23 protein-coding genes are annotated in these 20,220 nt (G+C 36.7%); all 23 read right to left on the bottom strand.

The features are described from left to right. Nucleotides 1-3: 3 nt before the first annotated feature. The 23 genes from QZR70_RS00165 to QZR70_RS00055 all read right to left on the bottom strand — a co-directional run bounded on the left by QZR70_RS00165 (nucleotide 4) and on the right by QZR70_RS00055 (nucleotide 20,213). Nucleotides 4-402, bottom strand: a complete 399-nt coding sequence (locus QZR70_RS00165) for a YraN family protein (RefSeq protein ID WP_227720441.1) — start codon at nucleotides 400-402, stop codon at nucleotides 4-6. A 224-nt stretch (nucleotides 403-626) separates the two neighbouring features. Next, a complete protein-coding gene (locus tag QZR70_RS00160; RefSeq protein ID WP_295792207.1) occupies nucleotides 627-1,424 on the bottom strand; it encodes a ribonuclease HII in 798 nt (265 codons plus the stop codon). After that, nucleotides 1,417-2,322, bottom strand: coding sequence for a ribosome biogenesis GTPase YlqF (ylqF, locus tag QZR70_RS00155; RefSeq protein ID WP_295792203.1), 906 nt, complete (start codon nucleotides 2,320-2,322; stop codon nucleotides 1,417-1,419). The genes QZR70_RS00160 and ylqF overlap by 8 nt, the downstream gene beginning before the upstream one ends. Nucleotides 2,323-2,390: 68 nt before the next feature. Then, nucleotides 2,391-2,732, bottom strand: a complete 342-nt coding sequence (gene rplS, locus QZR70_RS00150) for a 50S ribosomal protein L19 (protein ID WP_005377523.1) — start codon at nucleotides 2,730-2,732, stop codon at nucleotides 2,391-2,393. A gap of 131 nt (nucleotides 2,733-2,863) precedes the next feature. Next, nucleotides 2,864-3,250: a MarR family winged helix-turn-helix transcriptional regulator gene (locus tag QZR70_RS00145; RefSeq protein ID WP_119206700.1), complete on the bottom strand. Its 387-nt coding sequence runs from the start codon at nucleotides 3,248-3,250 to the stop codon at nucleotides 2,864-2,866. 168 nt (nucleotides 3,251-3,418) lie between these two features. Then, nucleotides 3,419-5,470 carry a glycine--tRNA ligase subunit beta gene (glyS, locus tag QZR70_RS00140; protein WP_295792198.1) on the bottom strand — a complete coding sequence of 684 codons (2,052 nt, stop codon included), beginning with the start codon at nucleotides 5,468-5,470 and terminating at the stop codon, nucleotides 3,419-3,421. Between the two features lies 1 nt (nucleotide 5,471). Beyond that, nucleotides 5,472-6,347: a glycine--tRNA ligase subunit alpha gene (gene glyQ / locus QZR70_RS00135; protein WP_039969172.1), complete on the bottom strand. Its 876-nt coding sequence runs from the start codon at nucleotides 6,345-6,347 to the stop codon at nucleotides 5,472-5,474. A gap of 354 nt (nucleotides 6,348-6,701) precedes the next feature. After that, nucleotides 6,702-7,067, bottom strand: a complete 366-nt coding sequence (locus QZR70_RS00130; RefSeq protein ID WP_229025241.1) for a hypothetical protein — start codon at nucleotides 7,065-7,067, stop codon at nucleotides 6,702-6,704. A gap of 65 nt (nucleotides 7,068-7,132) precedes the next feature. Then, a complete protein-coding gene (locus QZR70_RS00125) occupies nucleotides 7,133-7,516 on the bottom strand; it encodes a hypothetical protein (protein WP_295792195.1) in 384 nt (127 codons plus the stop codon). 109 nt (nucleotides 7,517-7,625) lie between these two features. Beyond that, nucleotides 7,626-8,078, bottom strand: coding sequence for a hypothetical protein (locus tag QZR70_RS00120; protein WP_295792193.1), 453 nt, complete (start codon nucleotides 8,076-8,078; stop codon nucleotides 7,626-7,628). 719 nt (nucleotides 8,079-8,797) lie between these two features. Continuing rightward, a complete protein-coding gene (locus tag QZR70_RS00115; protein WP_295792190.1) occupies nucleotides 8,798-8,968 on the bottom strand; it encodes a hypothetical protein in 171 nt (56 codons plus the stop codon). Between the two features lie 5 nt (nucleotides 8,969-8,973). Then, nucleotides 8,974-9,282: a hypothetical protein gene (locus QZR70_RS00110; RefSeq protein WP_295792187.1), complete on the bottom strand. Its 309-nt coding sequence runs from the start codon at nucleotides 9,280-9,282 to the stop codon at nucleotides 8,974-8,976. Nucleotides 9,283-9,462: 180 nt separating this feature from the next. Beyond that, nucleotides 9,463-10,782 carry an amidohydrolase gene (locus QZR70_RS00105; RefSeq protein ID WP_295792184.1) on the bottom strand — a complete coding sequence of 440 codons (1,320 nt, stop codon included), beginning with the start codon at nucleotides 10,780-10,782 and terminating at the stop codon, nucleotides 9,463-9,465. A 133-nt stretch (nucleotides 10,783-10,915) separates the two neighbouring features. Further along, nucleotides 10,916-11,377 carry a hypothetical protein gene (locus tag QZR70_RS00100; protein ID WP_004697493.1) on the bottom strand — a complete coding sequence of 154 codons (462 nt, stop codon included), beginning with the start codon at nucleotides 11,375-11,377 and terminating at the stop codon, nucleotides 10,916-10,918. Continuing rightward, entirely contained in the window at nucleotides 11,370-12,173 is an 804-nt protein-coding gene (locus QZR70_RS00095) for a DUF3100 domain-containing protein (protein ID WP_012864410.1), read from the bottom strand. The genes QZR70_RS00100 and QZR70_RS00095 overlap by 8 nt, the downstream gene beginning before the upstream one ends. 96 nt (nucleotides 12,174-12,269) lie before the next feature. Further along, nucleotides 12,270-12,791 (bottom strand): hypothetical protein, encoded by a 522-nt coding sequence (locus tag QZR70_RS00090; protein WP_295792175.1) that lies wholly within the window; start codon nucleotides 12,789-12,791, stop codon nucleotides 12,270-12,272. A gap of 66 nt (nucleotides 12,792-12,857) precedes the next feature. Then, the gene (locus QZR70_RS00085) at nucleotides 12,858-13,562 is read right to left on the bottom strand and encodes a DNA repair protein RecO (protein WP_295231526.1); all 705 of its coding nucleotides are present in this window, start codon (nucleotides 13,560-13,562) and stop codon (nucleotides 12,858-12,860) included. Next, nucleotides 13,549-14,880, bottom strand: coding sequence for a hemolysin family protein (locus QZR70_RS00080; protein WP_295231552.1), 1,332 nt, complete (start codon nucleotides 14,878-14,880; stop codon nucleotides 13,549-13,551). Before QZR70_RS00080 ends, QZR70_RS00085 begins: the two co-directional genes overlap by 14 nt. Before the next feature lie 54 nt (nucleotides 14,881-14,934). Next, complete coding sequence (gene era, locus QZR70_RS00075) at nucleotides 14,935-15,834, bottom strand: GTPase Era (protein ID WP_195185797.1); 900 nt, start codon at nucleotides 15,832-15,834, stop codon at nucleotides 14,935-14,937. Next, a complete protein-coding gene (gene ybeY / locus QZR70_RS00070; protein ID WP_005386517.1) occupies nucleotides 15,827-16,303 on the bottom strand; it encodes an rRNA maturation RNase YbeY in 477 nt (158 codons plus the stop codon). Before ybeY ends, era begins: the two co-directional genes overlap by 8 nt. A 2-nt stretch (nucleotides 16,304-16,305) precedes the next feature. Next, nucleotides 16,306-17,319: a PhoH family protein gene (locus QZR70_RS00065; RefSeq protein ID WP_119206434.1), complete on the bottom strand. Its 1,014-nt coding sequence runs from the start codon at nucleotides 17,317-17,319 to the stop codon at nucleotides 16,306-16,308. An 8-nt stretch (nucleotides 17,320-17,327) separates the two neighbouring features. After that, nucleotides 17,328-18,293: a TIGR01212 family radical SAM protein gene (locus tag QZR70_RS00060; protein ID WP_295231531.1), complete on the bottom strand. Its 966-nt coding sequence runs from the start codon at nucleotides 18,291-18,293 to the stop codon at nucleotides 17,328-17,330. Between the two features lie 81 nt (nucleotides 18,294-18,374). Next, nucleotides 18,375-20,213, bottom strand: coding sequence for a B12-binding domain-containing radical SAM protein (locus QZR70_RS00055; protein ID WP_295231533.1), 1,839 nt, complete (start codon nucleotides 20,211-20,213; stop codon nucleotides 18,375-18,377). Between the last annotated feature and the right edge of the window lie 7 nt (nucleotides 20,214-20,220).

Raw genomic sequence — 20,220 nt, 5'->3', positions numbered from 1 at the left:
TCTCTAAAAGCACTGCGGCAAATAATGAATAGAACTTTGAAAGTCTTCATGTAAGTACACTTCAATTACATCAAAGGATAACTCTTTCCAGCGCCGTCTTTTCTGATGAAGATCATATAGAAACAACATAGCAGCTCGTTTTATATGCTTTTGTTTCTTCTTTGTCACCGCCTCTCGAGCTAATCCATGCTGCATACCACGGCGGGCTTTAATCTCAATAAAATGATAGATTAAATCGCGTTTGGCAATGATATCAATTTCTCCTAACCGGGTTCTATAATTCGTATCTACAACTGTAAGGCCTATTTTTTCAATATATTTAATGGCCACCCGTTCGCCCCATTTTCCAAGCTCCTTTGAATCTAGTTCATTAAATGCTTTACCTGTACTAATCGTTTTCATATATACCTCCTATTTAAGTGTAGTAACCACAATAACTTATAGAATATTTATTACTCAATCTACATCTAAACTTTCAACAGGTAACACTTACTTGTAGCGTAGAATATGGAGACTATAAAAGTAAATACAAAAGAGGTTCCTAATAGTCACATCGGTGACCAATAGGAACCTCTTTACGGTTATAAACTATATACAATTTGTATGATAAATTTACGTTAATATAATTACTCAGGTTTAACCCAACGTACGATAGATTTAATGGGTTCAAAGCTCTTACGATGAAGTGGTGTTACACCTTGTTGTTCAACAGCTTCTTTGTGTAACTCCGTATAATAGCCTTTATGAATGCCGAATCCATAACCAGGGTATTCTTCATCGAGGCTCTTCATATATCGATCTCGCGTAACCTTTGCAATGATTGATGCGGCAGCAATATTGGCGCTTTTACTATCGCCCTTAATAATAGATTCAACGGGAATCGTCAAATCAGGCAATTTCATAGCATCAGCCACTACTGCTTCTGCTGGAACGCTGAGCGTACGAATCGCCTCATACATCGCTTGTCGCGTTGCTTCATAGATATTTAGCTCATCAATCTTTTCTGGGCCGTAGGAAATGCAGCTTACGGCTACAGCTTCGTCCATAATGATATTATAGAGGGCCTCACGCTTTTCTTCTGTTAGCTTTTTAGAGTCATTAAGGCCTGGAATTAATGTCATAGGCGGCAAAATAACGGCAGCTACCGTCACAGGCCCTGCAATAGGACCACGGCCTACCTCATCAACACCAGCCACATGATATATCCCTTGATCATAGAACATGCCTTCATAGTCATACATACCCATGAGACGTTGCTGTTCTTTTAACTCTTTTTCTTGACGTTTAATATAAGAAGCGGCCAATTTTTGTACAGAGCTACGATCGTCCTCTTGAGCCAATGGCAAAATTTCTAAGGCTTGTTCAGTTTCAAAGAGAGCCTTTATTTCTGCAACCTTTAATTTAGAAAAAACATCCTTATCCATTTTGTGTTTCCTCACCATCTTCAGGATAATATGGTTCTTCATCTACTTTGTCGAGTGTAATTGTACCAAGTTTAGTATTACGATAATCTTGCAAGATGATGCGGCGTGCTTTATCAAAATCTACTATGCCACCACTTACGAGACAACCACGACGACGGCCGATACTTTCAAGAATCGTATCTACATCCGTCATCTCTTCTTCTTTTAATTTATATCGTTCCACCAAAATCTTTGGTGTATTCATCAATAAGTGATTAATTAATTGTTTAATGACATGCTCTAAATCATACACATCATCAGAAACGGCACCAGTCATAGCAAGACGAGCCGCTGCGCGTTGGTCTTCTAGTTTAGGCCATAATACACCTGGTGTATCAAGCAATTCAAGATTTTTACCGATTTTAACCCATTGTTGACCACGGGTATGACCAGCCTTATTAGCTGTACGCGTTGCTGCAGAACCAGCTAAGGAGTTAATCAACGTAGATTTACCCACATTAGGAATACCTAAAATAATAGTACGTACAGAACGACTACGAATGCCTTTAGCTACCCAACGATCAATGATAGGCTTGCTCAAACGTTCTACAGTAGATATTAATTTCTTATTACCCTTGCCAGACTTAGAATCGATAGCCAATACAGTGATACCTTGTTTAGTAAAGAATTCAGTCCATTCCTTTGTGGCTTTAGGATCTGCTAAATCAACTTTATTTAACAATACGATATGCGGTTTCTGACCAACCAGTTCAGTGATTACAGGATTGGCACTAGAACGAGGAATACGCGCATCGAGTAACTCGATAACTACGTCTACCTTTTTGATATACTCCGTAATCATACGTGTGGCTTTCGCCATATGTCCAGGGAACCAATGTACGATAGGTGAATCTGCCATAGTATTTCCTTTCTACATCTAAATTTTAGCAAAAATAAAAGGCTGCCGACGGCAGCCTTTTATGAACATTAGCGTTTTTCGCGAATACGAGCAGCTTTACCAGTAAGGTTACGTAAGTAGTACAATTTAGCACGACGAACAACACCACGGCGCATAACTTCGATTTTAGCTAAGCGTGGGCTGTGAAGTGGGAATGTACGTTCTACACCTACACCGGATGCAATACGACGAACTGTGAAAGTTTCACGTACGCCACCGTTTTGACGTTTAATTACCAAACCTTCGAATACTTGGATACGTTCACGAGAACCTTCCACTACTTTTACGTGTACGCGAACTGTGTCACCAGCGCGGAAAGTAGGGATGTCTGTACGAAGTTGTTCTTGTTCAAGTACGTTAATAATGTTCATTGTTTCCTCCTGTTTGCAGACATTCAATACCTACACCTTATAGGCAGCGGACTGTCTCAAATTAACAGCAATATAGTATCATAAATCACGTACTGTTCGCAAGTATTTTCTATATAATTTTGAGAAACTAATTATTTACTTAAGATTGGGCGCTTTAACTTACCTAACAAGCGGTATAAATCATCTTTTTCATCATCAGAAAAATCAGAAAATAGTACATTAAGAAATTGATCATACGAATGTAGTAATGATTTACCTAGTCGTTTCCCCTCTTCAGTAAGTCCTACTACAGAAATTCGTTTATCCATATAATCAATATGCTTTGTGACATACCCTAATTCAATGAGTATATCCGTCTGCTCCGATACTGTAGCGGGACGCATATTAAGAGCATCTACTAATTGTTTTTGAGATGCTCCTTGAGATCGCATATATAATTCTATAATTATTTTATCACGAGACTTTTCTTTGCCGTTTGGCACCTTACATAAGGCTTTATATAATTCATCATGATTCATGACATTTATCTCCTCATACAACTTTGTATATTATAAGATATTCGCCATGATCTCAAAAATTCCTGCATAAAATATGTATATTCTTCGTAAAAGCAAAAAGAGGTACCAAATGGTACCTCTTCTTTCATATATTTCTGTAAAAGTTTAATGTATCTAATACAAAATATATTATTTTAATGCACTAATATCGCCGATAATAGCCATTACGTTGTACGCTAAGCGAACAAGTTGTAAACGGTTAGCTTTAATAGCTTCATCTTTATCCATAACCATTACATCTTCAAAGAATTTGTTGATGGCTGGAACCAAAGTAGCTGGAACTGCTACAACTGCAGCATAATCATTAGCTTCCCATGCAGCAAGACTTGCTTCAGATGCTTTAGAAGCAGCTTCGAATAATGCTTTTTCAGCATCTTCTTTCAACAAGTCGCTATTAACGCCTGTATATTCTACATCTTTTACAAGATTGTACATACGAGTATAAGCTTGAACAAGCTCAACATTTTCATCGATGCGATTTGCTAACAATGCGTTTACAAGACCTTCTGCATCAGCAACGGACAATTCATTGTTGGACAACAACAAGTCGATTACATGATGAGGAACTTCGCGATCAAGGAAGATATTTTTCAAACGAAGTGTGAAGAACTCTTCTACTTGGCCAAGCAATTCCTCTTGTTTTTCAGCTGGTACATTAAGTAATTCCATAGATGCTTTGAAGATTGGGCGCAAGCTAATATTCCATTCGCTACCAAGCAAGATGTTCAAGATACCAATTGTTTGACGGCGCAATGCATATGGATCTTGAGAGCCTGTAGGAATTAATCCACGGCTGAAAGTAGCTACGATATTATCTACTTTATCGATGATGGACAATACTTTACCTGCTTCAGTTTGAGGCAATACATCACCTGCAAAACGTGGTAAATATTGTTCGAAAATAGCTTCTGCTACCTCAGGAGATTCACCATCAAGTAAAGCGTACTCTTTACCCATTACACCTTGTAATTCTGTGAACTCTGTAACCATACCTGTAGTAAGGTCAGTTTTAGCAAGCTCTGTAGCACGTTCCAATACAACAGCTGCATCTTCGTGCAAGCCACATTCTTCGCCAAATACACGGCCCAATTTAAGTAAACGTTCAGTTTTATCTGCTAAGTTACCAAGACCTTCTTGGAATACGATTTTAGTCAAACCATCTTGACGGTCGATAAGAGGTTTCTTGCGATCTTCGTTAAAGAAGAATTTAGCATCATCAAGACGAGCGCGCAATACGCGTTCATTACCAGCTTGAACTACTTCGATGGAATGGTCAGAACCATTGCGCACTGTTAAGAACATTGGCAACAATTTGCCGTCTTGGTCAATCAATGGGAAGTAACGTTGATGGTCTTTCATTGGTGTAATGATGGCTGCATCAGGAAGTGCCAAGTAGGACTCTTCAAAACCACCACACAATGCTGTAGGCCATTCAACAAGATAGTTAATTTCTTCTAACAAATCATCATCCCAAACGATGGATGCGTTTTTAGAAGCTGCAATATCATGTAATTGTTTGGAGATTAATTCACGACGTGCGTCTTGATCAACCATAACAAAGTTTTCTTTTAATGTATCTACATAAGATGCTGCATTTTTGATAGTGATTTCATCAGCCCCTAAGAAGCGATGACCACGTGTTACATTACCAGATTTTACAGTAGCAAATTCTACAGGAATTACTTCTTCATCAAGTAATGCTACAAGCCAACGTACTGGACGTACAAACTTAGCATCTAAATTGCCCCAATGCATGGATTTAGGGAAGTTAAGACCTGTAATCAATTGTGGCAACATGTCGGTAATGATATCTTTTGCAGGTACGCCGGCAGTTTTAGTTTCAGCATAGATATAACCGTCTTCTACAACGAGATCGGCTACATCAAGACCTTTACCACGAGCAAAGCCGATAGCTGCTTTTGTAGCATTGCCGTCAGCATCATAGGCGATGGATGCAGAAGGACCTTTATGACGTTCGCTGATCTCAGCAGATGCATCAGCAAGACCTTTCACGATAAGAGCCAAACGACGTGGTGTACCGTAGGTTGCGATGCTTTCAAAAGGAAGATGGGCATCATTTAATTTTGTTTCAGCCAATGTTTTCAATTGACCTAAGATATTTGGCATAAAGCCGGCAGGAATTTCTTCTGCACCGATTTCAAATAATAAATCCTTTGCCATCTTATTTATCTCCTTTCAAAAGTGGGAAACCTAATTCTTCGCGTTTAGCAAGGTATTGTTGTGCACAAATACGAGCTAATGCACGTACGCGACCGATGAAAGCAGTACGTTCACTGATAGAAATAGCACCACGGGAATCAAGCAAGTTGAATGTGTGGGAACATTTCAATACATAGTCGTAAGCTGGTAATACATAACCTGCTTCGCAAACGCGTTTTGCCTCTGCTTCATACATATCAAATAATTTGAAGAGCATATCTGTATCTGCTAATTCAAAGTTATATACAGATTGTTCAACTTCGTTAGCATGCCAAACGTCACCGTATGTAACGTTTTCATTCCATTTAAGATCATATACGTTTTCTACGCCTTGAATGTACATAGCCAAACGTTCTAAACCGTATGTAATCTCTACAGACACTGGTTTACAGTCGATGGAACCAACTTGTTGGAAATATGTAAACTGCGTTACTTCCATACCGTCAAGCCATACTTCCCAACCAAGGCCCCAAGCGCCCAATGTTGGAGATTCCCAGTTATCCTCTACGAAACGAATGTCGTGATCTTCAGCGTGAATACCAAGAGTTGCCAAGGATTGTAAATATAATTCTTGGATATTATCTGGAGATGGTTTCACGATAACTTGGAACTGATGATGTTGGAACAAACGATTAGGGTTATCACCATAACGACCGTCTGCTGGACGACGAGAAGGCTCTACATAACATACCGCCCATGGTTCAGGACCAATAGCATGCAAGAATGTTGCAGGATTCATTGTACCTGCACCCTTTTCGATGTCATATGGATTTTGAACGATACAACCTTGATCGCTCCAGAATTTTTGTAGATTTAAAATAATCTCTTGAAATGTCATTGCTGCCTCCACTTTACACAACCGACATAAAATCAACCATTTCGTTACAAACAAAAAAGTCCCTGTAACGAAAAACGTTACAGGGACGAGTATACCCGCGGTTCCACCCTATTTGGCTTGCGCCCTCTTTTTTCTATGTTGGCCTTTACTAACAGATGCCTGCGTTCCTGCCAATGCTCTACAGCGCCTTCAACCAAATGTGAGCTTGCACCATCCTCACTCGCTAGAGAGGTTTACTACTCTGCTTCATCGCATATATTATACACAATATTGTAGCAATACAGGGGGAAGAATGTCAATCTTTCAGAATATATAATTGTCTGACTAGAACTATTAAAAGCAATAAACCTAGTTCTAGATATATATCCCATAAATATACTTCATAAACAAAAAAACTAATACACCTACTAATACAGATAAGACAAATAATGCTAAGAAAGTACGAGTCAGAATCCATCCTCTTTTTTCATACTCAGTTAGTGTTCCAGCTTTATTTTTACGCCATAAGATATAAGTACCTACCATACCTATTCCAAGCATAAATAGTGCATTAAAGTCCTCAATGAATTTAGGTAACCCAAAATACGATTCTATTAAAATACTGATTAAGAAATAGTTGCCAATTAGTGTTAAAATTGTAACCTTCCGTGTACCCCAAGATTTAATCATATAATAATTAAAACCTAAAAGTAAAAATATATTTACTATTTGTTTTTCCATTCGTCTGCTTTCTAAGGAGATATTACAACCATAGAATAAAAGTTTAATTTAATAGCATTATTAAATTAATGAAATATTATCCATAAGATAAAAATAATTCCAACTATGTATATATAATTTTCATTACGTCCATCTTTATATGTACTAGATTCCTTTTTCTGGATATTTCTAATGAAATCTTTAAAAAAATGAATTACTAGGACTGCACCTAATGGATAAAAATAAGCATATCCAAAATTAAAGAACATATAGAATATTAAAAAAACAATTCCAGCCACTATACTTACTAAATTTGTAAATTTATATAAATGTGGGTATCGCATTTTATTTACCCATTCTTGCTGCTTACGAGTTAAATTCCGTTGTAATACATTTTTATAATACGCACGAAGATCCCAAACCAAAATAAATAATACTACTCCAAAAGTATAATCAAACTTATTTATCATTTAGCAGACTTATCTCCTAACTAGCTTTAAATAACTCTTTTATAAAATAACAGTCATGTTAAATCATATTAAAATATAGAATGTTCTATTCAAATAAATTGACAAAACCCTAACTATATAATGACTTTAGTATTTTATAAATAGCTATAATCATAGAAATGCATAATATCCATATAGGAACATTATTTGAATACATCCATACAAAAGTAATAATAGAACCTATAACCCAAAATCCCAAAAATAACCAACCATAAATACTCTTTTTCGCTATAGGTATACCAACTAATTTATTGTGAAACCCTAAAATAAATAATATATATACAATTAATCTCGAATTATACTGATTTATCCCTCTTCTATATATACGCTTAACAATACGACGTCCACGAATTAATGGTGTTAATAACACGCCACCCATAACTAATATAGGGATAATAAACCTATAGTCTACATTCGGTGCAGTCGCCTCAATAGCATTACCTGTTATAGTAATTGCTAAAAAAATTGTTCCAATTATTCTAAACCTTATTAAATTTAATAACTTAACAATTTTTACATTCATATATGATTATCCAATTTCTTTAATTATAAAAGTCATACTAATGTCCTCATCATACAATCAATCTTATTATATTTTTAATATACACAATATATAAATACACTAATAACCCATGTTTGATTAATATAAAGTTAGATTGAGAATAAAATAGCCATTAAAAATAACAATATAGTAAATAGAGAAAATAAATAATAAGTCCATTTATTATCACTATTTTTAAAAATTAGTGAAAACATGTATGTACTAAATGATAACAATAAAAACTCAATTAGGTACTTAAATTCTTTATTTAAGGTATCTAAGAACTTTAAATCTGTAAAAAGCACAAATAAAAATATACCCAAACTAATCAGTCTATATTTTTCATTTATGTCCTTATTGGATCTTCGGATATATTGAGTTACACTATAGGCAAATGCTAAAAACAAGGATATAGTAGCAAAATAATATATTAATTTCATTGATTCTATTACACCTCATTTTTACTTCTTCACCTGTTGAAATATTTTTTTCAAGGCTTACAGCTCAAAAACTAATTTTAATAAAGCAAAAATAACAAGCCAGCATACAAAAGTAAGGCTATAAGATTTATATTCTATATTATGGCCTTTAATATAGTCATATATTATTTTTCCCATAATAGAGAATAATAGAATCAAAAAGATCAAATTAAATACTAGCTATATCATTTAACCAAACCTCAAATTTTGAATTAATATTATTTATATATTTAAAATTGCTTTCAATATACCAAAGAATATTAACCAACTAACAAATCCAGCACCAAAAAAATCATAGTGAATTTCAGCACCGTTCATATAATCATACGCCATTCCATATATAATTGAAGTCAATGAAAATAATGCAAATGCATAGAAAAATAATTTTTTCATAATATTCACTTCAATAGTTCCCAGAGTAGAAAAACTATTCCAATAATACTAAAAGAAACAATTATAATAATAGATAAAGAATTATTTATATCAAAATATATTTTAGATACTCCTTCCAATGTTCCTTTCTTATAACGATAATAAAATATATATTCACCAGCCAAAATAAGGAGTAATGTGCATAATGTATTGATTTTTTCAATACCATTAATATGCTCATACATAGAATAAAGATTTACTCCTCCCCATATATTACTAAATAAAAAAACAATGATAAATTTTTTGAGATTATTACGTTGATTTTTAATTAACATATAGTTAGATAGTAGTAAACCAATAACTATATACAGTGTCGCATCTGAATGGAATAAATTGCTATACATAAAGCTATACTTTCTATTAGTTAACAATTAGTGACTTTTTCAAAAACTGTTTAATAAAATTTTAAACCACCTACCAAAGATAATCAATTCATCTTCGATAGGTGGTTTATTTTATTCCCCCTTAGCAATACGATCTAAGAGTTCAATATAAGTTTCTTTATTTAATACTGGTGTAAAGTTGTCTAATACATCTTTAGCGCCTGCTGCATCATCATATAATAAGTCTACGATTGTCATAGCCAAGGCTTGTGCTGTTTTAATGTAAGCTACATCAGGTACAGAGATTTCGTATTCTGCGCTGTGTAGTACACCACTGATACAGCCAACCCATGGATGGATAACCGGCATCAAGTGAGATACGTCCCCCATGTCTGTACTAGCTGTAATATGTGGGCCTTGGTATACATTGGCTTCACCAAAGATAGGGTTTGAATTTTCTCGTAATAGAGCATTCATACGTTCATCATTACGCATCGGTAAATAGCCTGGTAGGTCATTGATAATACATGTAGCCCCTACTGCATCACCACCGGCTTTTAATGCCCTGTTAACACGATGGTTACCATCTACAATAGCTTCAATATTAGAGGCACGCACATAGCTTTCAACTTGAACATAATCAGGCACACAATTTACCAATGTACCCCCTTGATTAATGATGGGATGGAATCTGAAATAATCGCTTTCTTTGAAAGTTTCACGAATGGAGTTAACCCCCATAACACCCATCAAAGCAGCATTAAGAGCATTGATGCCTTCATGAGGTGCTTGAGCCGCATGAGCTACCTTGCCGTGATATTCAATCAGCTTAGATACAAAACCATTAGAGGTGCTACCTAGCCCCATTTCACCAGCTGGAGTTTTGGCAGTCTCCACATGCATTTGCATAGCCATATCGATATCGTCGAAAGCACCTTCATAGATGAGCTGTTGTTTACCGCCCATATACTTGAGTTTTCCTTGTTCACGCAATTTATTGCGGTAATCAATTTCAATCATTTCCTCTGCCGGAACGGCAAATAGTACAACATCGCCTGCTAATTCGTCCATCACCGCTTGTAAGCCTATAGCTACAGCAAACATATTAGTAATTTGTACATTATGACCACAGCAATGGGCAGCCCCTGTTAAATCATCAGCACGAGGATGGCGAGGACACAGAATGGCATCTAATTCCCCAACCATGGCAACCGTATATTTACTATCTCGGCCTTTCATTCTACCTTTTACACCTGTCAGTGCATGGCCTGTAGTATAAAAAATGCCAAGTTCATCAAACATAGCTTGAACCTTTTTAGATGTTTTTACCTCTTTAAAACCTAATTCAGGTTCAGCCATAATAGATTCTGCTAATTCTCGTAAACGTGGTTGTGCATCAACAATTGCTTTACAAACACGTTCTTTAACTTCTTCCTTTGTCATACGGCTCATAATATCTCCTTTATAAAATCGACCGTATAAAATACGGTCGATCATTGAATCCTAATGTATAGATATCTTATGAAAATATAAATCTATATGTATATCTTAACATAATTAAGACATCTAACATTATGATTTAGTATTAAATTAAACCTTCTAAATGAAGTACTACTTGTGCTAATGCTGTTGCACAGATGAAAGTACCTGCTGTTACAGCTAGTGCAACAGGAATAATACGCCAAGATAAGCGGCGGAATGCACCTAGGTCTTTACCTAAGGATAAACCTGCATAAGCAAGTACAGGTGTTGTTGTAGCAAGGAATGTAACTTGACTAGTTTTAGCAATAATCCATTCTTGGCCAGGCATACCTGGTAAGGATGCAATAACACCAACTAAAGATACCCAGAATACCATAGGCAATTTATTAGCATATGGCAAGTTAGAAATCAAAGCGCCAATTGTAGCAAGGACTGCCAAGATAGCTACGCCAACTAAACTATCGCTAAATAGATGTTTGCCATCCATTACATTACCTACTGCAGTGATGATAGCAGCAATACAGATAACGATGACAAATTGTGTTAATTTTTCGCTTTTACTCATGATGTGCTGCCTCCTCTGCTAAATCTTGTTCACGGGTACGACCTGTAAAGAAATTGTATGTTTTTTCCATAACAGGTAAAGAAACAAATAGACCAAAGTATACGCCTAGAACAGTAGTTAATAAGTTTGCTGCCCCAGCAAGAGCCATAATTTGTTGTTCATAATCTGGATATACTGCAATGATTGGAGCTGTAGCGGCAGCCATCATACTAGCACTACCTACACCAGCACCCATAGCCAATGCCAATGGATGGAACCAACCAGATTGTGCCAGCATACCTGCCAATACGGAGGACCACATTGCGCCAATAAGAACGCCACAGATGTACATGCCCATAACACCACGGCCCTCTGGAGAGCTAAAACCGAATTTGTCGATAATAATCGCTACATTCGGTTCACGGTCTACAGAGTAACATGCACCTACTGCTTCGCGACGCATACCTACTAACAAAGCTACAGGTAAACCGAATACAATAGTACCAAAGAAATGACCAAGCTCTTGTAATAACAATGCCCAGCCTGCACTTGTAAGAATACCAAGATTTGGACCAATACCTAAACCTACTTTTACCATCAAGATCATAACGGCAATACCGATATAATCTGCAGATTTTTCCATCTGTTTAATAGTAAGAATTTTAAATTTAGGAATAGAAATTAATAAACCTAGAATCAATGTGTACAATAATGGCAATAATACAACAGGACCTAGTTTTTTTATGCCTATAAATTCAGCGACTACGGTTAGTACGAGCGCTAGAAAATGTATTTTGAGATTTCCCAAAAGCTGCATAATGACCTCCTATAAAAACATATAATATAACATTGTTATATTATAAATAATTGTTATCAAAAGTGTCAATTACAGATGTACATTTGTCTATTTGCATTATCTTTTTTCAATCATATAAATACCTTTTTCAGCGTCAATTACCTCAATAACAATATTTTCTATCATTGACGGTTTCACTTTATGAAACCTTTGATCTTGTTCATCATAATAAATGGCCCATTTAGACATACATGCCGGAATAGTGTCACTATAATAATCTTTACCCCTCCAAATAGCATCATCTCTAAAATAACTTAGTCCATCTTTTACTAATTCTGTATCTAAACAAAATTCCCCAGCTAGGCTAATATGATTATCTAATAAAAGATCTCTAAGAATGATAGCTTCATATTCCCAACTTAGAAAACATAAGTATTCAAAGTATCTAAGTGCTATCTTAGGATCCCAACGATTGTTCAAGACCATAGTTTGAAATAACTTATTTACTAACCCATAATCAGAAAATATATAATAGTCATTAGTTAAAAGGAAATCGTATATTTGTTGAATTTCTTGTAAATCTAAAGTTTTATCTTCATTTATTTTTTCTACAGGTAACGAAGAAAATATTTTATCCATATAGTACCTCATAATATATATTCCAATAAAAGGCAGTTTGATTTCTCAAACTGCCTTTTACTATTATTAAATTATGGAATTTAAAAACTTAACGCTTTGTAATGGTTTACCGATTTCTTGCTCGCAGTATGCAAATAGTAGCTTTTCAAGTTCCTTCCAAATTATTTTTGGAAGTTCTATAGGCGTGTCTTCGCCCCACTGATAAGCGAGAATTTGAGGTAATCCAGCTTTCACAGAACGAGAAATGCTAAGATTTGTTGTTTCTTTAACCTGCATCCAGAATGGTTCAATACCATCTTGATGTGAAAAAGCATTAGCACTTGGCACAACCCCCGCTAAGGACAGCAATTGCCACCCAAGCATTATCGTTCCGAGCTGTACATTGCGGCGACGAATTTGCTTAGAATAGTTTACAACAGTATCAAACACCTTGCGATCTACATCATACATAGCAAATAGTTCTTGGATGAGCTCACTCGCTACTGCAGCGTAAGCAATATTATCTAAATTTAGGTCTAACGATTCTACCACATAGGAACCATCAATTTGCGTCACATTTACATATTCACCATCAGGTACCACTGTGATATACATGGCACTAAAGGGACGTAAATAGGAACTGTTACGCATGGTCATCATACGCTTATGCGGTATGGATGCACGAATAAGCCCTAAGCTAGGTGTGATAAAAGTAAATACGGAGTATAGCTTATATTTTTTTCGACTGATGACGATGGCAGGTGTGTTAAAACCACCATTAAGCTTCTTCATGTTCTTCTTCCGCTACTTCCTCTACAGGTAAAGGTGTTACTTTAATACGAGAAACGCGATACCCTTGCATTTGTGTTACTTCAAAGGTATATCCCAATGCATCCACAGTATCACCAACGATTGGCGTCCGTTCTAAGAGACCAAATACATAGCCCCCGATTGTATCAGAGTCAGAATCGTCGATTTCAACATCCATCATTTCTTCCACTTCATCTACGAGGACCTTACCATCAAACTCGAAGGATCCATCTGCATAAGCAATTTTAGCTGGTAAGTGTGGTTCATGTTCGTCTTGAATATCGCCAACGAGCTCTTCAATAATATCTTCAAGCCCTACGAGACCAACCATACCACCGTACTCATCTACAACAACAGCTTGATAAATACGACGAGTTCTCATGTATTGTAGCAATGTAGATAATTTCATTACCTCTGGCACAGTTAAAATATCTCGTTTTACATTACGCAAATCCTTACGCGCTTGATTAGGACGTTCCATGAGGTCCTTAATATGAACAAGACCGATTATATGATCCTTATCCTCTACACATAGAGGATAACGGGTATGTGCTTTAGAACGAATAAATTTCATCGCTTCATCGTAACCGTCTTCAACGAAAATACAGTCCACATCTTGACGAGGTACCATAACCTCTTTGGCTCTACGGTCTACAAAGTTAAATACATTGTCGATCAACTCAGATTCCACTTGGTCTAGTTGACCTTCTTCATGACTTCGAGAAATCATCATACGGATTTCTTCTTCAGAGTATACTAGGTCTAGCTCTGTTAAATATTTTGTTTTGTAAAAGCCCAAAATAACAGTGGAGATTTTGCTTGCAATCCAAATGAACGGATATACCAAGCGACCAGCTGCTACTACGATACGGCAATATGTATTTACGTACTTTGTTGGGAAGGATAAGCCTAATGCTTTAGGTACGATTTCACCAAAGATAAGAACAATTAAGCTAATAAATAGCAATAAAAGTATATCTAGTACAAAGTGCATCCATGTGCTATGTAGATTAAATACCGCCACAAGTTGATCTACGATATTATCAAATACATAGGTACCTGTTCCTGCAAGGGCTAAGATAAAGAATAAAATCAAAAACTGAGTCGTATTCAAGAAATACTCAGGGTTTTGATAGAGCCTTAATAAAAACTCTCGATCCTTTTCCAAGAGGATATCCATATCCTCTACATGCTCTTTACGAAGACGAGCAAAGGAGAACTTTGCAACCACAAAAAAGTTAATTAAAAATATACATACAAGACCAAACCCTATGGGTAACAGGCCATCTACACTATCCATCTTAATTCCTTTCATACAATTGAGAAAACAAGTTAGTCTTTATTATAACAAAATTTATTTTCTATAACCAAGTTCAGATAACATGCCAGATTTATTACGCCAATCCTTTTTAACCTTAACCCAAAGGTCTAAGTACACCTTTGTAGCCAATAGTTTTTGAATATCTGCACGCGCTTCAGCACCGAGTTGTTTTAACAAGGCCCCTTTTTTACCGATGATGATGCCCTTTTGGGAATCTCGTTCACAGTAGATAGTAGCGCGAATATAGGTTGTGCCATCATCACGAGTTTTCATTTCATCTACATCTACAGCGATAGCATGAGGAATTTCATCCCGTGTAGACAATAAGATTTTTTCGCGTACGATATCGGAAATAATTAAACGTTCTGGTTGATCCGTAATCATATCTTCTGGGAAGTATTGCGGACCTTCAGGTAATGTTTCCTCTAATACCTTGAGAACTTCAGTTAAGTTCTCTTTATCCTTTGCAGAAATAGGAATGACCCCTGCAAATGGATATGCATCTTGATAAGAAACAATGGCTTCTAAGAGCTCTTCTTTTTTGAGGGTATCAATCTTATTAACTACTAAGAATACAGGAACCTTTACACGTTTCAATTGTTCAATAATGAAGTTGTCCCCAGGACCGCGCTTTTCATTACCTGCTACTACAAATAAAACAGCTTCTGTTTCTTTTAAGGACTCAATGGCAGCGTCTACCATGAATTCACCTAATTTATGTTTTGGCTTATGTACACCTGGCGTATCCATGAAAACAATTTGTTTCGCTTCATCTGTATATACACAGATAATGCGGTTACGCGTTGTTTGAGCCTTATCGGATACGATAGCGATTTTGTCGCCAATAAGGGCATTAATTAATGTAGATTTACCAACATTTGGGCGTCCTACAACGGCAACAAAGCCAGATTTAAAATGTTCGTTCTTATTCATTGTATGGTGCATCCTCCCGCACATAACCGAGGTTACCTAAGATAAACTCCTCTTCAGTACGCATCTCTTTTTTATCTTCGTCGTTCATATGGTCATAGCCTAAAATATGTAAGCAGCTATGAGTCGTTAAATATGCTAATTCTCGTTCAAAACTGTGTCCATATTCAATAGCTTGTTCACGAGTACGCTCTAAGGAAATAATCATATCGCCGAGTAAGTGATGTTCCTCTTCACTGCCTTCGTAATCATCCCCTTCATTTAGAGCAAAGGACAATACATCAGTTGGTCTGTCAATGCCGCGATATTCCTTATTAAGCTCGTGAATTTTTGCATTATCGCAGAGTAAAATACTCATTTCATCTTCTTCAAGGCCATATACGCGACTTACTTCATCACAAACTTTACGTATAACGGCCTCAATATTGGAATCCTCTTGAATTCCTTCATCATAGCTAATATGTATATACATGCTTATCCTTTCGCTACATTCTCTTTGGATACTGCATTAGATTCTGCAGTCTCACCAGCTAACTTACGTTCGTGATATGCATCGTAAGCTTTTACAATGCGACCTACTAAATCATGACGGACAACGTCTTGATCGCTAAAGTAAACCATATTAATACCAGGTACATGACGCAATACCTTTTCAGCCTCGCCGAGACCAGACACAACACGTGGTGGCAAGTCAATTTGTGTCTTATCACCGTTCACAACCATTTTAGAGTTATTACCTAGACGGGTTAAGAACATCTTCATCTGTTCGGCCGTCGTATTTTGAGCTTCATCTAGAATAACGAACGCATTTTCTAAGGTACGACCACGCATATACGCTAGTGGTGCTACCTCGATAGTACCGCGTTCCATAAAGCGTTGTACTTGCTCAATGCCAAACATTTCATGTAATGCATCATACAGAGGTCTCAAATATGGATCTACCTTGTCTTGTAATTCACCAGGTAAGAAGCCTAATCGTTCACCAGCCTCTACAGCAGGGCGAGTCAAAATAATTTTATCTACATTGCGGTTTTTCAAATAGAATGCAGCTAACGCTACGGCTAGGAAAGTTTTACCTGTACCAGCAGGGCCAATACCAAAGGTAATGGTATTTTTACGAATACTATCTACATAGTATTTTTGGCCTTCCGTTTTAGGCGTAATATTTTTACCGCGCATGTTAACGGATAAAGTATCTTCAAACATAGTATGTACAGCATCAGCTTTGCCATTAGCTACGAGTTTTGCCGCAATACGAACTTGAGACTCAGTTATAGTACTGCCTTCACGGTATAAGAACACAAGTTCTTCTAATGTGCGATACAATGCCTCTACTTGTTTTTCATCGCCCTTGATAACAACAGTATCACCGCGAGCTACTACATCTGCAGAGATGACTTCAAGCATCATATGCAGATATCGATTATGTTGACCTAGTATGGATTGTGCTAGGTCATATGTAGGAAATGTAAAAACTTGTTCGCTCATATAACCTCCTAATCTATAAACTTACGAACGGCTTTGCCGTTTAAATAATCACATAAATCACCTTGATGAGCATCTAGTTCGTCTAACTTATCATCAATTAAATCTTGGACGCGCCACCATCCCATGGACCAGTTCGTAAATAACGTGTTATCTTTAGGTGCTCTCCCGACAAGACGTTGTAATACAATGTCAGGATGCAAATGACGAACAAAATTCACAACCCGATCAGCATATTCTTCGGCACTAATTAAGGTGAATTGCCCCTCTTGATACCATTTAGCCATCAATGTATTTTTAACGATATATAAAGCATGCAATTTTACTTGATCTACGCCAAGGGCTGACAAAATACGGGCCCCTTCGATGGTATCCTGCATTGTATCCCAAGGTAAATTGACAATCATATGGGTTGTAACATTAAATCCGTATCTCTTAATGCGCAATACAGCATCAATAAACTGAGCTAAATCATGGCCACGATTAATCTTCTCAAGGGTATCATAATTGACCGTTTGCAATCCTAATTCAATATAAATATCCTTTTGAAAACGATCTCTAATATCAGCTAATATGTCTAAATATTCATCGGCAATACAGTCCGGTCGCGTCGCAATAGCAATGCCTACAGCTTCATCGATACAGCCTTGTTCCATATAGCTTTTAAAATCATCAAGTCCCAAATAGGTATTACTAAAGTTTTGATAATAAGGTATAAATTTTTTCGCCTTATATTTAGGACCTATGTGAGCAATGTTTTCCTCTAATTGCATACGCACTGTCATCCAAGCAGGACGATTTTCATAGCCCGCACCAATTTCACCGCAGAAGGTACAGCCTCCTACGCCGGCTGAACCGTCTCGATTTGGACATGTTAGCGGTAAGGCAACAGGCAATTTATAAACCTTTTCCCCATAGGTTTCTTTATAGTATTTAGATACCATGCGGTATCGTTTTGGTCTCGTTGTATCGGTCATAACACTCCTATTTAACTAACCAATCATCACTTGTTATGTAATATTTCGACTATCAAAATTAGATAAATTATTTTTGTATTACTAACAAGCCTCTATGTCAGGACGTATAAATGGTTTAACATCTTTATTAACGTCTATCACAACTGTAAATGTTGTATCAGGAATATTGTCTATGTTTAAGACACGGGCTGTGTCTTTCGACATAGGCATTTCTACGTACTGTTGGCGAATTTTGCGCCATTCTTTAAATGTATAGTTTGGAATATACTGAGATGCAATCTCTTCGTTGCGCCAGAATGCTTCCCCTTCTTGTAAAAGTTCCTTTGTCTGCTTCGGCAAACCAACGGCTTCGCTTCGAACCTTACCACGATAGCTAACAAGTGTATCGTACTGTAATAATTCAGCTGCTACTTTGTCGCCTTTAGACAAGAAGAAATTATATAAGAACTCGATTTGGTCAATGTCTTTTAAATTAACCTTATGATTACCTGCATCGAGCCAAGCTTGTGTCATTTCACAGAAATAAGAAAAAGCGTCTTTTTTAGGCTCCACTTTAGATGGATCATACTTTTTCATTGGTGGTACATGATTTGTTACTATATCTTCACCAATTATGGATGTATCAGTATGTTCCTTAATAAGCTTGCTACCAATATAGGCAAAGACAGTTCTAAAACGCTCACTATTATAGAAGCGTTCAAATACATCTTCAAAGTGTTTCAAGAACCGAACGTCTTTATATGGCAATACATGTGTACTTAAAACCTCATAAGGAGCTAATGGATCACTAATATATTGGTATTCCTCCATGCGGCGTACACCAGAGCCTTTTAATAGTTTCAAGAACCCTATTTGTAGCGCATGAGGTTGTAAGCTAAATAAATCGTTGAAGGATAATCCAAATCGTGCTTTATTTTCGTAAGGTAAGCCTACAATTAAATCCATATGTACATGTGTACGGCCGGCCTCAATAATAGGACGGATAGCCTTTTGAATATAAGGCCAATCATTGTAACGGTTAATAGCGTCCAAGGTTTTCTTATGTGTACTTTGTACGCCCACCTCGATTTGGATGCGGCCTGGTGGTGTTTCACAGAGAATATTTGTTTCCCACTCTGTCATGAGCTCTGGTTCCATTTCCAAATGGAAGTTCGTCTCTGTATTAGCATCTCGCATGAATTCCATCATAGGGCGATGATGATGTGGTGCACAGTTAAATGTTCTATCTACAAATTTAACTTGTTTTACCTTATGATTGATAAACCATTGTAGTTCTTTGAAGGTTCTCTCCTGTGGGAAGAACCGCACTGTATTCTTATTGCCAGATAAACAGTACTGACAAGAGAATGGACATCCGCGAGAGGATTCATAGTAGATGATTTTATGTTCTAAATCCTCCATATCCTCTTCTACATATGGGAATGGTATAGTACTAAGATCTTTAACCTCTACAGCTTCTGTAGAGCCCATAAGTTCGCCTGAAATATGACGTCCTCGTACCCCAGGGATTTCTTCTTGTAAACCATCCTTACCATTTTGTAATGCACTAATAAGTTGGTAGAAAGCTTCTTCCCCTTCCCCTTGTACAACATAATCTACGGCATGGCATCGATTTAGGATTTCATCGGCTGTGAAAGAAACCTCTGGTCCACCTAAAATGATCTTAATATCTGGTCGAACAGCTTTCACCAGGTCCACCACATGCAATGTCATTTCGATATTCCAAATATAGCAAGCAAAGCCCAATACATCTATATTGCGCTCTGTAATATCGCTAAGAATATGTAAAACAGGCATATTAATAGTATATTCTACTATATCGTATGCCTGTCCGTGAGCCTGCCCATAGGCTTTGAGATAACGCAAAGCCAGGGAGGAATGTATAAATTTTGAGTTTAATGTGGATAAAACTACGTTCATAGGTCCC

The sequence above is a fragment of the uncultured Veillonella sp. genome, from assembly GCF_900545205.1.
Classification (GTDB): Bacteria; Bacillota; Negativicutes; order Veillonellales; family Veillonellaceae; genus Veillonella.
Note: the sequence above shows the minus strand (reverse complement) of the source record. Positions and strands in the feature narration are given on the sequence as shown.

Excerpts from the sequence above, each read along its gene's own strand:
- ybeY (WP_005386517.1), bottom strand. The coding sequence starts at position 16,303 with ATGTATATACATATTAGCTATGATGAAGGAATTCAAGAGGATTCCAAT.
- QZR70_RS00105 (WP_295792184.1), bottom strand. The coding sequence starts at position 10,782 with ATGAGCCGTATGACAAAGGAAGAAGTTAAAGAACGTGTTTGTAAAGCA.
- QZR70_RS00145 (WP_119206700.1), bottom strand. The coding sequence starts at position 3,250 with ATGAATCATGATGAATTATATAAAGCCTTATGTAAGGTGCCAAACGGC.
- QZR70_RS00055 (WP_295231533.1), bottom strand. The coding sequence starts at position 20,213 with ATGAACGTAGTTTTATCCACATTAAACTCAAAATTTATACATTCCTCC.
- QZR70_RS00085 (WP_295231526.1), bottom strand. The coding sequence starts at position 13,562 with ATGAAGAAGCTTAATGGTGGTTTTAACACACCTGCCATCGTCATCAGT.
- QZR70_RS00130 (WP_229025241.1), bottom strand. The coding sequence starts at position 7,067 with ATGGAAAAACAAATAGTAAATATATTTTTACTTTTAGGTTTTAATTAT.
- QZR70_RS00100 (WP_004697493.1), bottom strand. The coding sequence starts at position 11,377 with ATGAGTAAAAGCGAAAAATTAACACAATTTGTCATCGTTATCTGTATT.
- QZR70_RS00110 (WP_295792187.1), bottom strand. The coding sequence starts at position 9,282 with ATGTTAATTAAAAATCAACGTAATAATCTCAAAAAATTTATCATTGTT.
- QZR70_RS00080 (WP_295231552.1), bottom strand. The coding sequence starts at position 14,880 with ATGGATAGTGTAGATGGCCTGTTACCCATAGGGTTTGGTCTTGTATGT.
- QZR70_RS00125 (WP_295792195.1), bottom strand. The coding sequence starts at position 7,516 with ATGATAAATAAGTTTGATTATACTTTTGGAGTAGTATTATTTATTTTG.
- QZR70_RS00095 (WP_012864410.1), bottom strand. The coding sequence starts at position 12,173 with ATGCAGCTTTTGGGAAATCTCAAAATACATTTTCTAGCGCTCGTACTA.
- QZR70_RS00165 (WP_227720441.1), bottom strand. The coding sequence starts at position 402 with ATGAAAACGATTAGTACAGGTAAAGCATTTAATGAACTAGATTCAAAG.
- QZR70_RS00160 (WP_295792207.1), bottom strand. The coding sequence starts at position 1,424 with ATGGATAAGGATGTTTTTTCTAAATTAAAGGTTGCAGAAATAAAGGCT.
- era (WP_195185797.1), bottom strand. The coding sequence starts at position 15,834 with ATGAATAAGAACGAACATTTTAAATCTGGCTTTGTTGCCGTTGTAGGA.
- QZR70_RS00065 (WP_119206434.1), bottom strand. The coding sequence starts at position 17,319 with ATGAGCGAACAAGTTTTTACATTTCCTACATATGACCTAGCACAATCC.
- glyS (WP_295792198.1), bottom strand. The coding sequence starts at position 5,470 with ATGGCAAAGGATTTATTATTTGAAATCGGTGCAGAAGAAATTCCTGCC.
- QZR70_RS00120 (WP_295792193.1), bottom strand. The coding sequence starts at position 8,078 with ATGAATGTAAAAATTGTTAAGTTATTAAATTTAATAAGGTTTAGAATA.
- rplS (WP_005377523.1), bottom strand. The coding sequence starts at position 2,732 with ATGAACATTATTAACGTACTTGAACAAGAACAACTTCGTACAGACATC.
- QZR70_RS00090 (WP_295792175.1), bottom strand. The coding sequence starts at position 12,791 with ATGGATAAAATATTTTCTTCGTTACCTGTAGAAAAAATAAATGAAGAT.
- glyQ (WP_039969172.1), bottom strand. The coding sequence starts at position 6,347 with ATGACATTTCAAGAGATTATTTTAAATCTACAAAAATTCTGGAGCGAT.
- QZR70_RS00060 (WP_295231531.1), bottom strand. The coding sequence starts at position 18,293 with ATGACCGATACAACGAGACCAAAACGATACCGCATGGTATCTAAATAC.
- ylqF (WP_295792203.1), bottom strand. The coding sequence starts at position 2,322 with ATGGCAGATTCACCTATCGTACATTGGTTCCCTGGACATATGGCGAAA.
- QZR70_RS00115 (WP_295792190.1), bottom strand. The coding sequence starts at position 8,968 with ATGAAAAAATTATTTTTCTATGCATTTGCATTATTTTCATTGACTTCA.